The organism is uncultured Bacteroides sp. (assembly GCF_958445495.1).
In the GTDB taxonomy this organism is placed as follows: Bacteria; Bacteroidota; Bacteroidia; order Bacteroidales; family Bacteroidaceae; genus Bacteroides.
In genome coordinates this window covers 1-14,310 of sequence record NZ_CAUCSQ010000078.1, presented here as the reverse complement: position 1 = coordinate 14,310, position 14,310 = coordinate 1, and the positions used below count along the sequence as shown (strand labels likewise).

Genomic DNA, 14,310 nt, shown 5'->3' with positions numbered 1-14,310 from the left:
TTCGCTAATCACCAAATTTTCAAGTACTTACAATTCGTCGAACTCACGTTAAATAGCATCTGAGTCTTGGCATCCGATATGTTGAGGACCTTGATTCTCCCTCTTTGCTATTCCCACCGTGTAGGTGATTTTAGGGTCGTATAAAAGCGAGCCTTTTCTCCTCTTGTGCGAGAATATGGTAATATTGACTAGCGTGCCGGATGTGAGTACTCTTGGAGTATGTTTGGATTCCAAGGAAATTTAGATTATATTTGTGCCCGATAATTATTTATTAAACGTTTAAAGCAAATTTTGAAAAGTATGAAAACTAAATTGTTTTTGGCTGCCGTAGCAGTAACATTCTCTGTTGCGATGATTTCATGTTCTGGTAATAAAACAACTAATGCTGCTTCTTCCGAAGGTGAAGGGGCTGCCGTAGAGACTGTAGAAGCTGCTGTTATTGAAAAGGCTGATTCCTGCTGTCAAGTAAATGATTCTTGTTGCCAGGCTAAGGATTCTTGCGCTACAGCTTGCGATAAGAAAGCTGATTGTGCTGAGAAGAAAGAATGCTGCGATAAGAAGTAGTAATCTGTTGATTTAGAACGATAAGAAGAGGGAACGGGGTGTCTGATATACTCCGTTCCCTCTTTCTGTTTGGTGGCTTTTCCTTCTTTCTCTGTGATATATTATTTATAAAAAATCATTTTAGCTTATGAAATGAAATTTTTTTCGATAAAAAAGTAACGTATTATTTGGTGGTAAAGAAATTATCTATACCTTTGCACCGTCAAACAATAAAAGAGACAAAGATGAATCAGATGTTTATACATATTCTACTGTGCGGTATTATTATTCTACTATCAAAGGTTAGTGGAAGTGAGTGCTGTGCGTAAATGTGTATGATGAAGATATACGAAAGCCTTTCTCACTTCCAAGTGCGAAAGGCTTTTTTAATGTTGCAATAATTACATAATATAATAAAAATGGACAATAGGTTATTTATTTTTGATACCACTCTTCGTGATGGTGAACAGGTTCCGGGATGCCAGTTGAATACAGTAGAAAAGATTCAGGTAGCGAAAGCGTTGGAAGCTTTGGGAGTAGATGTAATCGAAGCTGGTTTTCCGATTTCGAGTCCGGGAGACTTTAATTCGGTAATTGAAATTTCTAAAGCGGTGACATGGCCTACGATTTGTGCTTTGACCCGCGCGGTTCAGAAAGATATTGATGTCGCTGTGGATGCGCTGAAATTTGCTAAGCATAAACGTATTCATACGGGTATCGGAACCTCCGATTCGCATATTAAATATAAGTTCAATTCGAATCGTGAGGAAATAATCGAGCGTGCTGTGGCCGCCGTGAAATATGCACGCCGCTTTGTGGATGATGTGGAATTTTATGCGGAGGATGCGGGCCGTACGGACAATGAGTATCTGGCTCGTGTAATAGAGGCTGTTATAAAAGCTGGCGCTACGGTGGTGAATATTCCGGATACAACCGGTTACTGCCTGCCTTCGGAATATGGTGCCAAGATTAAATATCTGATTGACCATGTGGATGGAATTGAGAATGCGGTGATTTCTACTCATTGCCACAATGATTTGGGGATGGCGACGGCGAATACGATAGCAGGGGTGTTGAACGGTGCGCGTCAGGTGGAAGTTACTATCAACGGTATCGGTGAGCGTGCCGGAAACACGGCACTTGAAGAGATTGCAATGATTATCAAGAGCCATCATGAAATAGATATTCAGACAAATATCAATACGCAGAAAATCTATCCGACAAGCCGTATGGTATCCAGTTTGATGAATATGCCTGTACAGCCGAATAAGGCGATTGTCGGTCGTAACGCTTTTGCCCATTCTTCCGGTATTCATCAGGATGGCGTGTTGAAGAACGTGCAGACTTACGAGATTATTGATCCGCATGATGTCGGTATTGACGATAATTCCATCGTATTGACAGCCCGTAGCGGACGTGCGGCATTGAAGAACCGCCTTTCTATTTTGGGGGTTAGCCTGAGCCAGGAAAAACTGGATAAAGTTTATGAGGAATTCTTGAAGCTGGCGGATAAGAAGAAGGATATCAATGATGATGATATTCTGGTACTGGCCGGTGCGGACCGTAGCCTGAATCATCGTATTAAGCTGGATTATTTACAGGTGACTAGCGGGGTTGGCGTACGTTCGGTTGCCAGTTTGGGATTGAACATTTCCGGTGAGAAGTTTGAAGCTTGTGCGAGCGGTAATGGCCCGGTGGATGCCGCTATCAAAGCATTGAAGAAAATTGTGGACCGTCACATGACTTTGAAGGAGTTTACTATTCAGGCAATTAGCAAAGGAAGCGATGATGTGGGTAAGGTTCACATGCAAGTGGAATATGACAATCAGATTTATTACGGTTTCGGGGCTAATACGGATATTATCGCTGCTTCGATAGAGGCTTATATCGATTGTATCAACAAATTCAAGTCATAAAAAAGAAGTATTGACAGACGTATTGCAAATGTGCGGTTAGCAGAGATGATAAATAGTAATTAGTAAAATAGCAAGTAAAAACAGATGAATACATTATTTGATAAAATATGGGATGCCCATGTGGTGACTACTGTGGAAGATGGTCCGACGCAGCTTTATATTGACCGTTTATATTGTCACGAGGTAACTAGCCCGCAGGCTTTTGCGGGATTGCGTGAACGTGGAATCAAGGTGTTACGTCCGGAAAAGGTGTTCTGTATGCCCGACCATAATACTCCGACGCACGACCAGGATAAACCGATTGAAGATCCGGTTTCCAAGACGCAGGTGGATGCATTGGCTAAAAATGCCAAAGATTTCGGATTGACACATTTCGGCATGATGCATCCGAAGAATGGCATTATCCACGTGGTAGGTCCGGAACGCGGTTTGACTTTGCCGGGGATGACAATTGTTTGCGGCGATTCGCATACTTCCACTCATGGAGCTATGGGAGCGATTGCTTTCGGCATAGGTACCAGTGAAGTGGAAATGGTGCTGGCGTCGCAGTGTATTCTCCAGTCGAGGCCGAAGACAATGCGTATCACGGTAGACGGTGAATTGGGGAAAGGAGTGACAGCAAAGGATGTAGCCCTTTATATGATGTCTAAAATGACTACGAGCGGTGCTACCGGATACTTTGTGGAATATGCCGGTTCTGCCATCCGCAGCCTGACAATGGAGGGGCGTCTGACTCTTTGCAACCTTTCTATCGAAATGGGTGCGCGCGGCGGCATGGTCGCTCCGGATGAGGTGACTTTCGAATACATCAAAGGGCGTGAGAATGCGCCGCAGGGTGAGGCATGGGACAAAGCCGTGGAATATTGGAAGACGCTGAAAAGTGATGATGATGCCGTATTCGATAAAGAAGTCCGTTTCAGTGCGTCTGATATTGAGCCGATGATTACTTACGGCACTAATCCGGGAATGGGTATGGGGATTACTCAATGTATTCCTACTACGGAAGGAATGGGAGAGGCTGCTCAGATTTCTTTTAAGAAATCATTGGATTATATGGGATTCCGGCCAGGCGAGTCTTTGCTGGGTAAGAAAATTGATTATGTGTTTCTAGGAGCTTGTACAAATGGCCGTATTGAGGACTTCCGGGCGTTTGCCTCCCTTGTGAAGGGACGTAAGAAGGCTGAAAACGTGGTTGCCTGGCTGGTACCGGGGTCATGGATGGTAGATGCGCAGATTCGTAAAGAAGGAATTGACAAGATATTGGCAGAGGCAGGTTTTGCAATTCGCCAGCCGGGGTGTTCCGCTTGCCTGGCGATGAATGATGATAAGATTCCTGCCGGTAAGTATTCGGTATCTACCAGTAACCGTAACTTTGAAGGGCGCCAGGGACCGGGAGCGCGTACCCTGCTGGCTAGTCCGCTGGTTGCGGCAGCAGCAGCGGTGACAGGGGTGATTACCGATCCGAGAGAATTAATGTGATATAACTGTTTACCGTTTGCAGTTTGCAGTTAACCGCGTTATTTGGGGCGTTTTGTTCCGGGGAGCGGTTTCCGATGAATTACCGGTAGATGGATTTAAATATTTAAATTGTAACTATTGAGATGGCTAAGATTAAATTTAACATAATAACAAGTACTTGTGTACCTCTTCCTTTAGAAAATGTAGATACAGACCAGATTATTCCGGCCCGTTTTTTGAAAGCGACTACTCGTGAAGAAAAGTTTTTCGGTGACAATCTGTTCCGTGACTGGCGTTATAACGCTGATGGTTCTCTGAATAAGGATTTTGTCTTGAATGACCCGACTTACGGAGGGCAGATATTGGTGGCGGGTAAGAATTTCGGTTCCGGTTCAAGCCGTGAGCACGCTGCCTGGGCCATTGCCGGTTATGGGTTTCGGGTGGTAGTGTCCAGTTTCTTTGCGGATATTCACAAAAACAATGAATTGAACAATTTTGTACTTCCGGTAGTTGTTACAGAAGAATTCCTTCAGGAATTGTTCGATTCCGTTTATGCTGACCCGAAGATGGAAGTGGAAGTGAATCTTCCGGAACAGACCATTACGAATAAGGCGACAGGCAAGAGTGAGCATTTTGAAATCAACGCTTATAAGAAACATTGTCTGATGAACGGGTTGGACGACATCGATTTTTTGTTGAGTAATAAAGATAAGATAGAAGAATGGGAAAAGAAGGCGTCAAAATAGAAATCATGGACACTACGCTCCGCGACGGTGAGCAAACCAGCGGAGTGTCTTTTGTGCCCCATGAAAAACTAATGATCGCCCGTTTGCTGTTGGAGGATTTGAGGGTAGACCGGGTAGAGGTGGCCTCAGCGCGTGTGTCGGAAGGTGAATTTGAAGCTGTGAAGATGATATGTGACTGGGCTGCCCGCCGCAATATGCTCCATAAGGTAGAGGTGCTGGGATTTGTGGACGGCCGTACTTCGGTAGACTGGATACAGCATACCGGCTGCCGCGTAATCAATCTCCTTTGCAAAGGTTCGTTAAAGCACTGTACGCAGCAGTTAAAGAAGACTCCGGAAGAGCATATAGAAGACATCATCCATGTCGTGCATTATGCCGACGAACAGGATATTTCCGTCAATGTCTACCTGGAGGACTGGAGCAACGGGATGAAAGACTCTCCCGAATATGTGTTCCAGTTAGTGGATGGTTTGAAGAATACGAGTATCAAGCGTTTCATGCTGCCTGATACGTTAGGGATTTTGAATCCTCTGCAGGTGATAGAGTATATGCGGAAGATGAAGAAACGTTATCCGGATACTCATTTTGATTTCCATGCCCACAATGATTATGATTTGGCGGTAAGTAATGTGCTGGCAGCCGTGTTGAGCGGTGTCAAAGGTTTGCATACTACCATCAACGGATTGGGTGAAAGGGCGGGAAACGCACCTTTGGCAAGTGTTCAGGCCATTTTGAAGGACCACTTCAATGCGGTGACTAATATCGATGAGAGCCGTTTGAATGATGTCAGCCGTGTGGTAGAATCTTACTCAGGCATTGTAATTCCTGCCAACAAGCCGATTGTGGGTGAGAATGTCTTTACCCAGGTCGCAGGTGTGCATGCCGACGGCGATAACAAGAATAATCTGTATTGTAATGATTTGCTTCCCGAACGGTTTGGGCGTAAGCGCGAATATGCGTTGGGAAAAACGAGCGGCAAGGCGAATATACGTAAAAATCTGGAAGACCTCGGACTGGAGCTGGATGAGGAATCCATGCGTAAGGTGACGGAACGCATTATCGAGCTGGGGGATAAGAAAGAACTGGTTACTCAGGAGGATTTGCCTTATATCGTGTCTGATGTGTTGAAGCATGGGGCGGTCGGTGAGAAAGTCCGGTTGAAAAGTTATATTCTGAATTTGGCTCATGGCCTGAAACCGATGGCTACTTTAAAGATAGAGGTCGATGGAAAGGAGTATGAAGAAAGTTCGAGCGGTGACGGTCAATACGATGCTTTTGTGCGTGCATTGCGTAAAATCTATAAGATAACATTGGGGCGTAAGTTCCCGATGCTGACTAATTACGCTGTGAGTATTCCTCCCGGCGGGCGTACGGATGCGTTCGTGCAAACGGTCATTACGTGGAGTTATGACGAACAGGTGTTCCGTACCCGCGGACTGGATGCCGACCAGACGGAGGCTGCCATTAAAGCGACTATGAAGATGCTGAATCTTATTGAAGATGAATATGCGAAGGGATAGTAAGAAACGGCTTGTCCGGGAAAGTTTTTATAAGTATATATAAATAGAAGAATTAACGATTATGGATTTTAAAATTGCTGTATTAGCAGGTGACGGCATCGGGCCGGAAATCTCTGTACAAGGTGTGGAGGTGATGAGTGCCGTTTGCGAGAAGTTCGGTCACAAAGTAAGTTACGAATATGCAATCTGTGGTGCTGATGCGATTGATAAAGTGGGAGACCCGTTTCCGGAAGAGACTTTCCAGGTTTGTAAGAATGCGGATGCGGTTTTGTTTTCTGCCGTAGGTGACCCTAAGTTTGACAACGCCCCTACCGCTAAGGTCCGTCCGGAACAGGGATTGTTGGCGATGCGTAAGAAACTGGGGCTTTTTGCGAATATCCGTCCTGTACAGACTTTCAAATGTCTGATTCATAAGTCTCCCTTGCGTGCGGAGTTGGTGGAGAACGCTGATTTTATTTGTATCCGTGAATTGACCGGAGGAATGTATTTCGGTGAGAAATACCAGGATAACGATAAGGCTTATGATACGAATTATTATACTCGTCCGGAAATCGAACGTATCCTGAAAGTTAGTTTTGAATATGCGATGAAACGCAGAAAACACTTGACTGTGGTGGATAAGGCGAATGTGTTGGCTTCTTCCCGCCTGTGGCGTCAGATTGCACAGGAAATGGCTCCGGACTATCCGGAAGTGACAACGGATTATATGTTTGTTGACAATGCTGCCATGCGTATGATTCAGGAACCTACTTTCTTTGATGTGATGGTAACTGAAAATACGTTCGGTGATATTCTGACGGATGAGGGTTCCGTAATCAGTGGTTCTATGGGATTGTTGCCGTCTGCCTCTACGGGTGAAAGCACACCGGTTTTCGAGCCTATCCACGGTTCATGGCCGCAAGCCAAAGGTTTGAATATCGCTAATCCGTTGGCGCAGATTCTTTCTGTTGCTATGTTGTTCGAGTATTTTGATTGTAAAGAAGAAGGGGCGTTGATTCGTAAGGCGGTGGACGCTTCTTTGGACGCCAATGTACGTACTCCGGAGATTCAGGTGGCCGGCGGCGCTAAATACGGAACGAAAGAAGTGGGGCAGTGGATTGTCGATTATATCAGGAAAGCCTGATAAGGAGTATAAGGCAGTTGTTCTTACGGGATTGGTTTCGTTGGGGAAAGGGGAAAAACTTCCGGATGAAGTGTATCTCCCTAAACCGGACAGATTAGACATCCCCGTGTACCATAAAAAGAACCGTATCATTACTCAACAATGGAGTTTGATACGGTTCTTTTATATTTACCTTACAATCCGTCACTTTTCTGAGTGCTCAGTTTGGTTTCTATTTTGAGACTCTTATCTTTTTAATTTTCCGATTAAATTTTCCGAGTATCCTTTTAAAATTACAGTATTTACTAAATGCCCCATCAATCCTCTTCTAAAATCTTCATGGAGATTTTGGAAGAACGTCTTTTACCAACTTTGGATTGCGGAATAAATAATAATACCCAATATGGTGAGTAATCCCGTGTAAATGGTGACTGACGTCCGTTTCATTCCCTCTTTTCTGATGCGGGCGGAAGAAGGTTGCAGGTAGGGGGCCGCTTTATTGGCAAGCGTACAGAATAACCATCCGCCGAATCCGCCGATGATGGCTCCGACAATTAGGTCGCCGGGATAATGTACCCCCAGATAGATACGTGTATAACAGTTTAGGATTGCCCATGCCACTATGAAAAAACTTAACCAACGTTTACGGCACAGAAATATGACATACATCGCAAGACCGAATGAATTCGCGGCATGGCACGACGGAAAACCATAGCTTCCTCCGCGATAGCCGTTTACTATATATACCATGTCTACAATGGGATTTTCCAGGTTGGCAGGGCGCAGCCGCGCTACCACCGGACGAATGACGCTGCTGCACATCTGGTCGGCAAAAGTAATGGTAAGTGCAATGGCCGCTACATAACACACCACTACTTTCCAATGGAAATTTTTTAATAATATGTATAATATGGTGGCATACATGGGGACCCATATAAATTTTCCGGTAAATGTTTTCATGAAATAATCCCAGAAAGGAGAATGCACACCATTAAGAGACAGGAAGATATTCGTATCTACTTCCGAAAGATACTTGATAAATTCGGTACTAATCATCAGACTTTGTTATTAGATTCTTACCTTGCAAATATACAATAAAGAATAGAAAACTGTCCTATAGTACTTTATAAATATTTTATATTCCTTTCATTTCAGCGTTTTGCCAAGTCATCGTAAAGCTTCTGGAGGAATGCTTTTCCTTTTTCCAGGTTGGCTCCTTTTTCCGTCCCTTCATCAAGTTGTACGGCATTGGCGTCCAGATTGAATACCAGTTGGTTTTCCGGGGTAACCATACCGAAGAAGTCGGGCCTGGTGAAATATCCGAAATGGGGCGATGCAGGATTCAGAATGTTTTTGCTGAATGTGAAATCGTTATGCGGCACTCCTAATTGGGCAAGCAGGGTAGCGGCGATGTCGATTTGCGAGGCATAGGTGTCTATCACTTGCGGTTCTTTGATTGCCCCTCCGATTAGAATCAGGGGAATGGTCTGTCCGTCCAAAGGATTGTCTATCCGGTGAGGATAAGCTCCCTGATGGTCGGGTACAAGTACGAATAATGTATTTTTCCATAATGGCAGTTCGCGGTATTGGTTTATAAAGTCTCCTACGCAACTGTCGGCATACGCAAACGCATTTAGAACTTTGTCATCCAGTTTTTGAAACGGAACCTCGAACGGCTCGTGGCTGCTTGATGTCTGCACGAGTTTCAGGAAAGGTTCCTGTTGTTTCTCTTCCTTAAAATCTTTCAGCAGACGTTGGAACAAGACATGGTCTTGCGCTCCCCATTTTCCGGTACGTTCGGATAACGGAAAGTCTTTGTCGCAGATAATCTTTTCAATGCCGGAAGATACCAGGTAAGAACGCATATTGGTAAAATCGGCATCTCCGCCGTAGTAATATGCCAGATTGTATCCGGCATTTTTCAGGCTGCGCGGGATGGAGGGAAGCTTGTCCGTCTTTTCCGGATATTTCATGATACTGGTACTTGGCTGTCCGGGATATCCGCTGATGATGGAGGCCAGTCCGCGGTCGGTACGGAAACTGTTGGCGTAAAAGTTACTGAATAATATACCTTCTTTAGCGAACTTGTCCATATTGGCCGCTACATCCGGCTGTCCTCCGAACGTTTCCATCAAGTGGGTGGAGAAACTTTCGAGGATGATAAAGATAATATTCGGGCGTCGGGTGTTCAGGAGCTGCGGGATGCTGTCCGAAGGTGTGGCGGGCTTATCGGTCATTTCGGCAAATAACCGGTCGGCGACTTCCGGGGCCATAAAACGGTATTGCTTTTCGAAATTATTCTGATGGGTGGCGGAATACATAAAGCTGAATGCCGGATTGATGGCTGCGTGGTTCATTCGTTGGTCGGAGCTGAAATAAACTTTGCTCAGATTCATTGTCGAAACGGTGAAGCCGCCCCGGATGGGAATGAAAAGCATTCCTGTCAACAATAAAAGCGCGAGAGAGACATTTTGTCGCCGGTAAGGTATTTTTAAAGGTTTCTTTTCACGGATAAGCACAGAATAAAAAATGCAGTATAGGATGAAGGCATAGATTAACACGGCGGCTATTCCCAGTAATACGAACCAGAAACTGACGCTTGCCACGGCATCTTTAGGAGAGGAGAAAAAATAGAAAATCGGAGTGGCATCCAGACGGAATCCCCAGAAGCCGTACAATCCCAGGTCAATGATGAAAATGCAAGCCATTACAAAAGAAATCAGCCCGAAATAGACTTGGCGGATACGGCGGAGGATGGAGGAATCCGTCCAGGCGGAAGCAATAAGCAACAGCCCCGGAATGGCAGTCAGATAACCGGCCAGCGATAAGTCCAGGGGAAGTCCGTGCCACATGACGCGGAAATAGTCTCCAAAGGAGACATCATTATATAAATCATGGTAATAAACCATGAATATCGGTTTTTGGAGAGTAAACAGGAGGACGAATAAAAAGTAAGTTATGAGAAATTGTATGATTCTCTTTTTCATATCTGCAAGCTTAAAAAGATTGAACGGATACAAAGTTACTATACTTTTCTTTATCTTTCTTATAATGTGACATAAAACATGTCATTTTTTATCTATCTTTGTCGTGTAAGTGATGTAAAAAACAGTAATATGGCAAAGATTGCGAAGAAATTAACCGATTTGATAGGGAATACTCCTTTGATGGAACTTTCAGGTTATAGCGGGAAATACGGTCTGAAACAAAATATAATAGTCAAATTGGAATCATTTAATCCGGCGGGGAGCGTGAAAGACAGGGCGGCTCTTTCTATGATTGAAGACGCCGAAGCTCGCGGGATATTGAGGCCCGGTGCGACCATCATTGAGCCGACCAGTGGAAATACGGGTGTCGGGTTGGCGATGGTATCGACAATTAAAGGATATCATCTTATACTGACAATGCCTGAAACGATGAGTCTGGAACGGAGGAATCTGTTAAAAGCGTTGGGGGCGGAGATTGTATTGACAGACGGAGCGGGAGGAATGGCGGCTTCCATAGCCAAAGCGCAGGAATTGCGTGACAATATTCCCGGTGCGGTGATTTTGCAACAGTTTGAGAATCCGGCGAATGCGGCTGCCCATGAACGGACGACAGGTGAGGAAATCTGGAGGGATACGGAAGGCGAGGTATCGGTTTTCGTAGCCGGGGTCGGCACCGGGGGAACTGTTTGCGGAGTGGCCCGTGCGTTGAAGAAACATCATCCGGATATTTATATCGTGGCGGTAGAACCGGCAGCTTCTCCGGTGTTAGAGGGAGGAGAAGCGGCTCCGCATCGTATTCAGGGAATCGGGGCGAATTTCATTCCGGCTTTGTATGATGCTTCCGTTGTGGATGAAGTAATTGCCGTGCCCGATGACGAAGCGATTCGTGCAGGGCGTGAATTGGCGGCAACGGAAGGATTGCTGGCAGGGATTTCTTCGGGGGCGGCTGTCTATGCTGCCCGTTTGCTGGCGGAGCGACCTGCATTTGAGAACAAAAAAATCGTTGCGTTGTTACCTGATACGGGAGAGCGTTATCTGTCTACCGAATTGTTCGCGTTTGACGCTTATCCGTTAGATTGATTTGTAAAATGTAAATGAATTCCGCACCAGTATGATAAGAATTAGTATAATCTTATTCCTTTTCCTGTGTTTGCCGTTTGCCGTTTCCGCTCAGACTTACCGTCAATTGTCGGAGAAGGCTGTTGAATGTATTGAAAAAGACAGTCTCCGCCAGGCAGAGGAACTTTTACTGCAGGCTTTGAAACTGGAACCGAAAAATGCGAAGAATGCGTTGCTTTTTTCTAACCTGGGGTTGGTGCAACGAAGGTTGGGGGAGTATGATAAAGCCCTCGAATCCTATTCCTTCGCCCTGAATTTTGCTCCGTTGGCAGTACCTATTTTGTTGGACCGTGCCGCTATCTATATGGAGACAGGAAAAACAGACCGCGCTTATACCGACTATTGCCAGGTACTTGACGAAGACAAGCAAAACAGGGAAGCTTTGCTGATGCGTGCATATATTTACATTCTTCGCAGGGACTATCCGGCGGCACGGATAGACTATAATCGTTTGCTGGCGCTTGACCCTCAGAGCTATAGCGGACGGTTGGGGCTGGCTACATTGGAACAGAAAGAAGGGAAATTTCGGGAAGCGCTTGAAATCCTGAATAAGATGATTGTAGAAATTCCGGAAGATGCTACGCTCTACATTGCTCGTGCCGATGTGGAGAGAGAAATGAAACATGAGGAGCTGGCATTGGTTGACCTGGAAGAAGCTATCAGGTTGGATGCCTCTTCGGTCGATGCTTATTTGTTACGCGGCAATATCTATCTGGCACAACAAAAGAAAGCATTGGCGAAGGCCGATTTTGAGAAAGCCATTTCTCTGGGAGTGCCTCCCGCGGATTTACATGAACAACTTCGTCAATGCAAATAAAAATGTTCCCGTAGGGACCTTCGGCAAACATCACATTTTTTTATTATTGACAGTATCCCTAAAAAAAGATAAAACCGGGAAACTTGCCGGACAACCTTGTTGCAAGCAGTGAGCAGTACCGTCGGTTAATCCGGTCGGCTAATCGACAAATTGCTTAATCAGGTTAACGAAATCCTTACCGTATTTTTTCTTCTTGTATTCGCCGATACCACTGATGTTTCCGAATTCTTCGATAGTCATGGGACGCGAGACACTTAACAGATGTAACACTTTGTCCGACAATACGATGTAAGCCGGAAAGCCTTCCTGATCAGCAAGTTGTTTGCGCAATCTCCGCAAGGCTTCGAACAGCTCTTCGTTTTCTGTGGCAGACAGCCCGAAAGGAAGCTCTTTCGTGGTGACAGACTTTTTCTTTTTCTCTTTTCTGCCGGCGGTTTCTTCCCGGCGGATGACTGCCAGAGTCGCTTTTGCCCTCCCGAAAAGAATATCGCTTCCGCTGGAAGTGATTTTAAGATGATTGTTTTCGTTGTATGCTATCTCGAAATATCCTAGTTGCAACATCTGAAGCAGGTAATCCTGCCAGTCCCGTGGTGGGATATCCCGTCCCGCTCCGAAAGTTTTCAAATCCTGATATCCTTTTCCCGTCACTTCCGCCGAATAATTACCGCGCAAAATGTCAATCAGCAGTCCCGTACCCGCTTGCTGTTCCGTACGGACAATGGCGCTTAATGCTTTTTGTACGATTATCGTGCCGTCAAATCGTTGCGGAGGGTTTTTACATACGTCACAGTTGCCGCAATCTTCCGTCGATGTTTCTCCGAAGTAGCTCAATAAGATTCTCCTGCGGCAGATGTCCGCTTCTGCATATTGCTGCATACGTTGGAGCTTCTCTAGATTAATGTTTTGCTGATGACTCTCTGTTGCAAACTTCGTTAACAGAATCAGGTCTCCCAATGAGTAGAACAGAATGGTGTCACTTGGCAGACCGTCCCGTCCGGCACGGCCGATTTCCTGATAAAAGCTTTCAATGCTTTTCGGCAGGTTGTAATGGATAACCCAGCGGACGTTGGACTTGTCGATTCCCATGCCGAAAGCAATCGTTGCGCACACTATCTGGATACGGTCGTTGATGAAGTCATCCTGAGTCTCGTCCCGTTGCCGGGCGGATAGTCCGGCGTGATAGACGCCGCAACGGATTCCCTGTTTTTGTAACATTTGCGCTACGGTCTCCGTCTTGTTCCGGCTCATGCAGTAAATTATCCCGTTTTCTCCTTCGTGGCGGTGGATGAAATCCAGAATCGTCCTGTTCTTTTCTTTTGCCTGGAAACCGCGTTTTACCGTCAGGCTGATATTGGGGCGGTCGAAAGAAGAAAGGAACGTGCGGGGCTGTTTCAGATGCAATTGCCGGATGATGTCTTCACGGGTAATTTTATCGGCGGTTGCCGTTAATGCGACGATGGGCACTTGTGGAAATTGCTGGTGAAGTATTCCCATTTGAGTATATTCCGGCCGGAAATCATGTCCCCATTGAGAGATACAGTGTGCTTCGTCAATGGCGAACAGGGAGATGTTCATGTCCCGTAGCAGATAGTCTTTTTCCGCTAAGAGTTTTTCCGGCGATATATAGAGCAATTTGAGGCGCCCTTCAATACAGGCGCGGCGCAAATTGGCATTTTCCGTCTCGTCGTTGCTGCTGTTCATCGCTCCGGCGGCAATGCCGTTGGATTGCAACGCTTCCACCTGGTCTTTCATTAATGAGATGAGGGGAGAGATTACGATAGCCGTCCCCTTGCTCATCAAGGCCGGAAGTTGGTAACAGATTGATTTTCCTCCGCCGGTAGGCATCAGCACCAAAGCATCCCGCTTGTCCAGGATGTGACGGATGATTTCTTCCTGTAAAGGCCGGAAACTATCGTAACCGAAATATGTTTTTAAAATATCTCTCATTGACAATTATTTAAACCGGCTGCAAAGATACGTTTTTCTTTGTCAATTACGGCATGTATGGATTTCAGTTTCTAAGATGAATTATATAAAGGTTAAAGTTTCTTATTATTCAAGCTTAATCCCTCTTTTTCAAGGATTTTGATTGTTTATTTAGA

At 45.4% G+C, this 14,310-nt stretch carries 11 protein-coding genes; 8 read left to right on the top strand and 3 right to left on the bottom strand.

The genetic code is table 11. The features are described 5' to 3' along the window. The first annotated feature begins 300 nt into the window (after positions 1-300). The 6 genes from Q5076_RS16970 (at position 301) to leuB (ending at position 7,306) form a co-directional block, all read left to right on the top strand. A complete protein-coding gene (locus tag Q5076_RS16970; protein WP_303014904.1) occupies positions 301-564 on the top strand; it encodes a hypothetical protein in 264 nt (87 codons plus the stop codon). 398 nt (positions 565-962) lie between these two features. Then, positions 963-2,459: a 2-isopropylmalate synthase gene (locus Q5076_RS16965; protein ID WP_303014902.1), complete on the top strand. Its 1,497-nt coding sequence runs from the start codon at positions 963-965 to the stop codon at positions 2,457-2,459. A gap of 84 nt (positions 2,460-2,543) precedes the next feature. Beyond that, a complete protein-coding gene (leuC, locus tag Q5076_RS16960) occupies positions 2,544-3,938 on the top strand; it encodes a 3-isopropylmalate dehydratase large subunit (protein ID WP_303014901.1) in 1,395 nt (464 codons plus the stop codon). 122 nt (positions 3,939-4,060) lie between these two features. Then, on the top strand, positions 4,061-4,663 hold the full coding sequence (leuD, locus tag Q5076_RS16955; RefSeq protein ID WP_303014899.1) for a 3-isopropylmalate dehydratase small subunit: 603 nt from the start codon (positions 4,061-4,063) through the stop codon (positions 4,661-4,663). Next, a complete protein-coding gene (locus Q5076_RS16950) occupies positions 4,639-6,183 on the top strand; it encodes an alpha-isopropylmalate synthase regulatory domain-containing protein (RefSeq protein WP_303014897.1) in 1,545 nt (514 codons plus the stop codon). Before leuD ends, Q5076_RS16950 begins: the two co-directional genes overlap by 25 nt. A gap of 61 nt (positions 6,184-6,244) precedes the next feature. Beyond that, a complete protein-coding gene (gene leuB / locus Q5076_RS16945; RefSeq protein WP_303014895.1) occupies positions 6,245-7,306 on the top strand; it encodes a 3-isopropylmalate dehydrogenase in 1,062 nt (353 codons plus the stop codon). A 342-nt stretch (positions 7,307-7,648) separates the two neighbouring features. Here the strand turns inward: leuB and Q5076_RS16940 are convergent, their stop codons facing one another. Both Q5076_RS16940 and Q5076_RS16935 read right to left on the bottom strand, forming a co-directional pair. After that, positions 7,649-8,341, bottom strand: a complete 693-nt coding sequence (locus Q5076_RS16940; protein ID WP_303014893.1) for a phosphatase PAP2 family protein — start codon at positions 8,339-8,341, stop codon at positions 7,649-7,651. Between the two features lie 95 nt (positions 8,342-8,436). Continuing rightward, positions 8,437-10,272: an LTA synthase family protein gene (locus Q5076_RS16935; protein ID WP_303014890.1), complete on the bottom strand. Its 1,836-nt coding sequence runs from the start codon at positions 10,270-10,272 to the stop codon at positions 8,437-8,439. Between the two features lie 129 nt (positions 10,273-10,401). Between Q5076_RS16935 and cysK the strand changes: the two genes are divergently transcribed. Both cysK and Q5076_RS16925 read left to right on the top strand, forming a co-directional pair. After that, on the top strand, positions 10,402-11,352 hold the full coding sequence (gene cysK / locus Q5076_RS16930) for a cysteine synthase A (RefSeq protein ID WP_303014888.1): 951 nt from the start codon (positions 10,402-10,404) through the stop codon (positions 11,350-11,352). 31 nt (positions 11,353-11,383) lie between these two features. Continuing rightward, positions 11,384-12,208, top strand: coding sequence for a lipopolysaccharide assembly protein LapB (locus Q5076_RS16925; protein ID WP_303014886.1), 825 nt, complete (start codon positions 11,384-11,386; stop codon positions 12,206-12,208). Positions 12,209-12,346: 138 nt separating this feature from the next. On the opposite strand, the gene recQ is transcribed toward Q5076_RS16925, so the two are convergent. Further along, positions 12,347-14,155 (bottom strand): DNA helicase RecQ, encoded by a 1,809-nt coding sequence (recQ, locus tag Q5076_RS16920; protein ID WP_303014885.1) that lies wholly within the window; start codon positions 14,153-14,155, stop codon positions 12,347-12,349. Positions 14,156-14,310 lie beyond the last annotated feature (155 nt).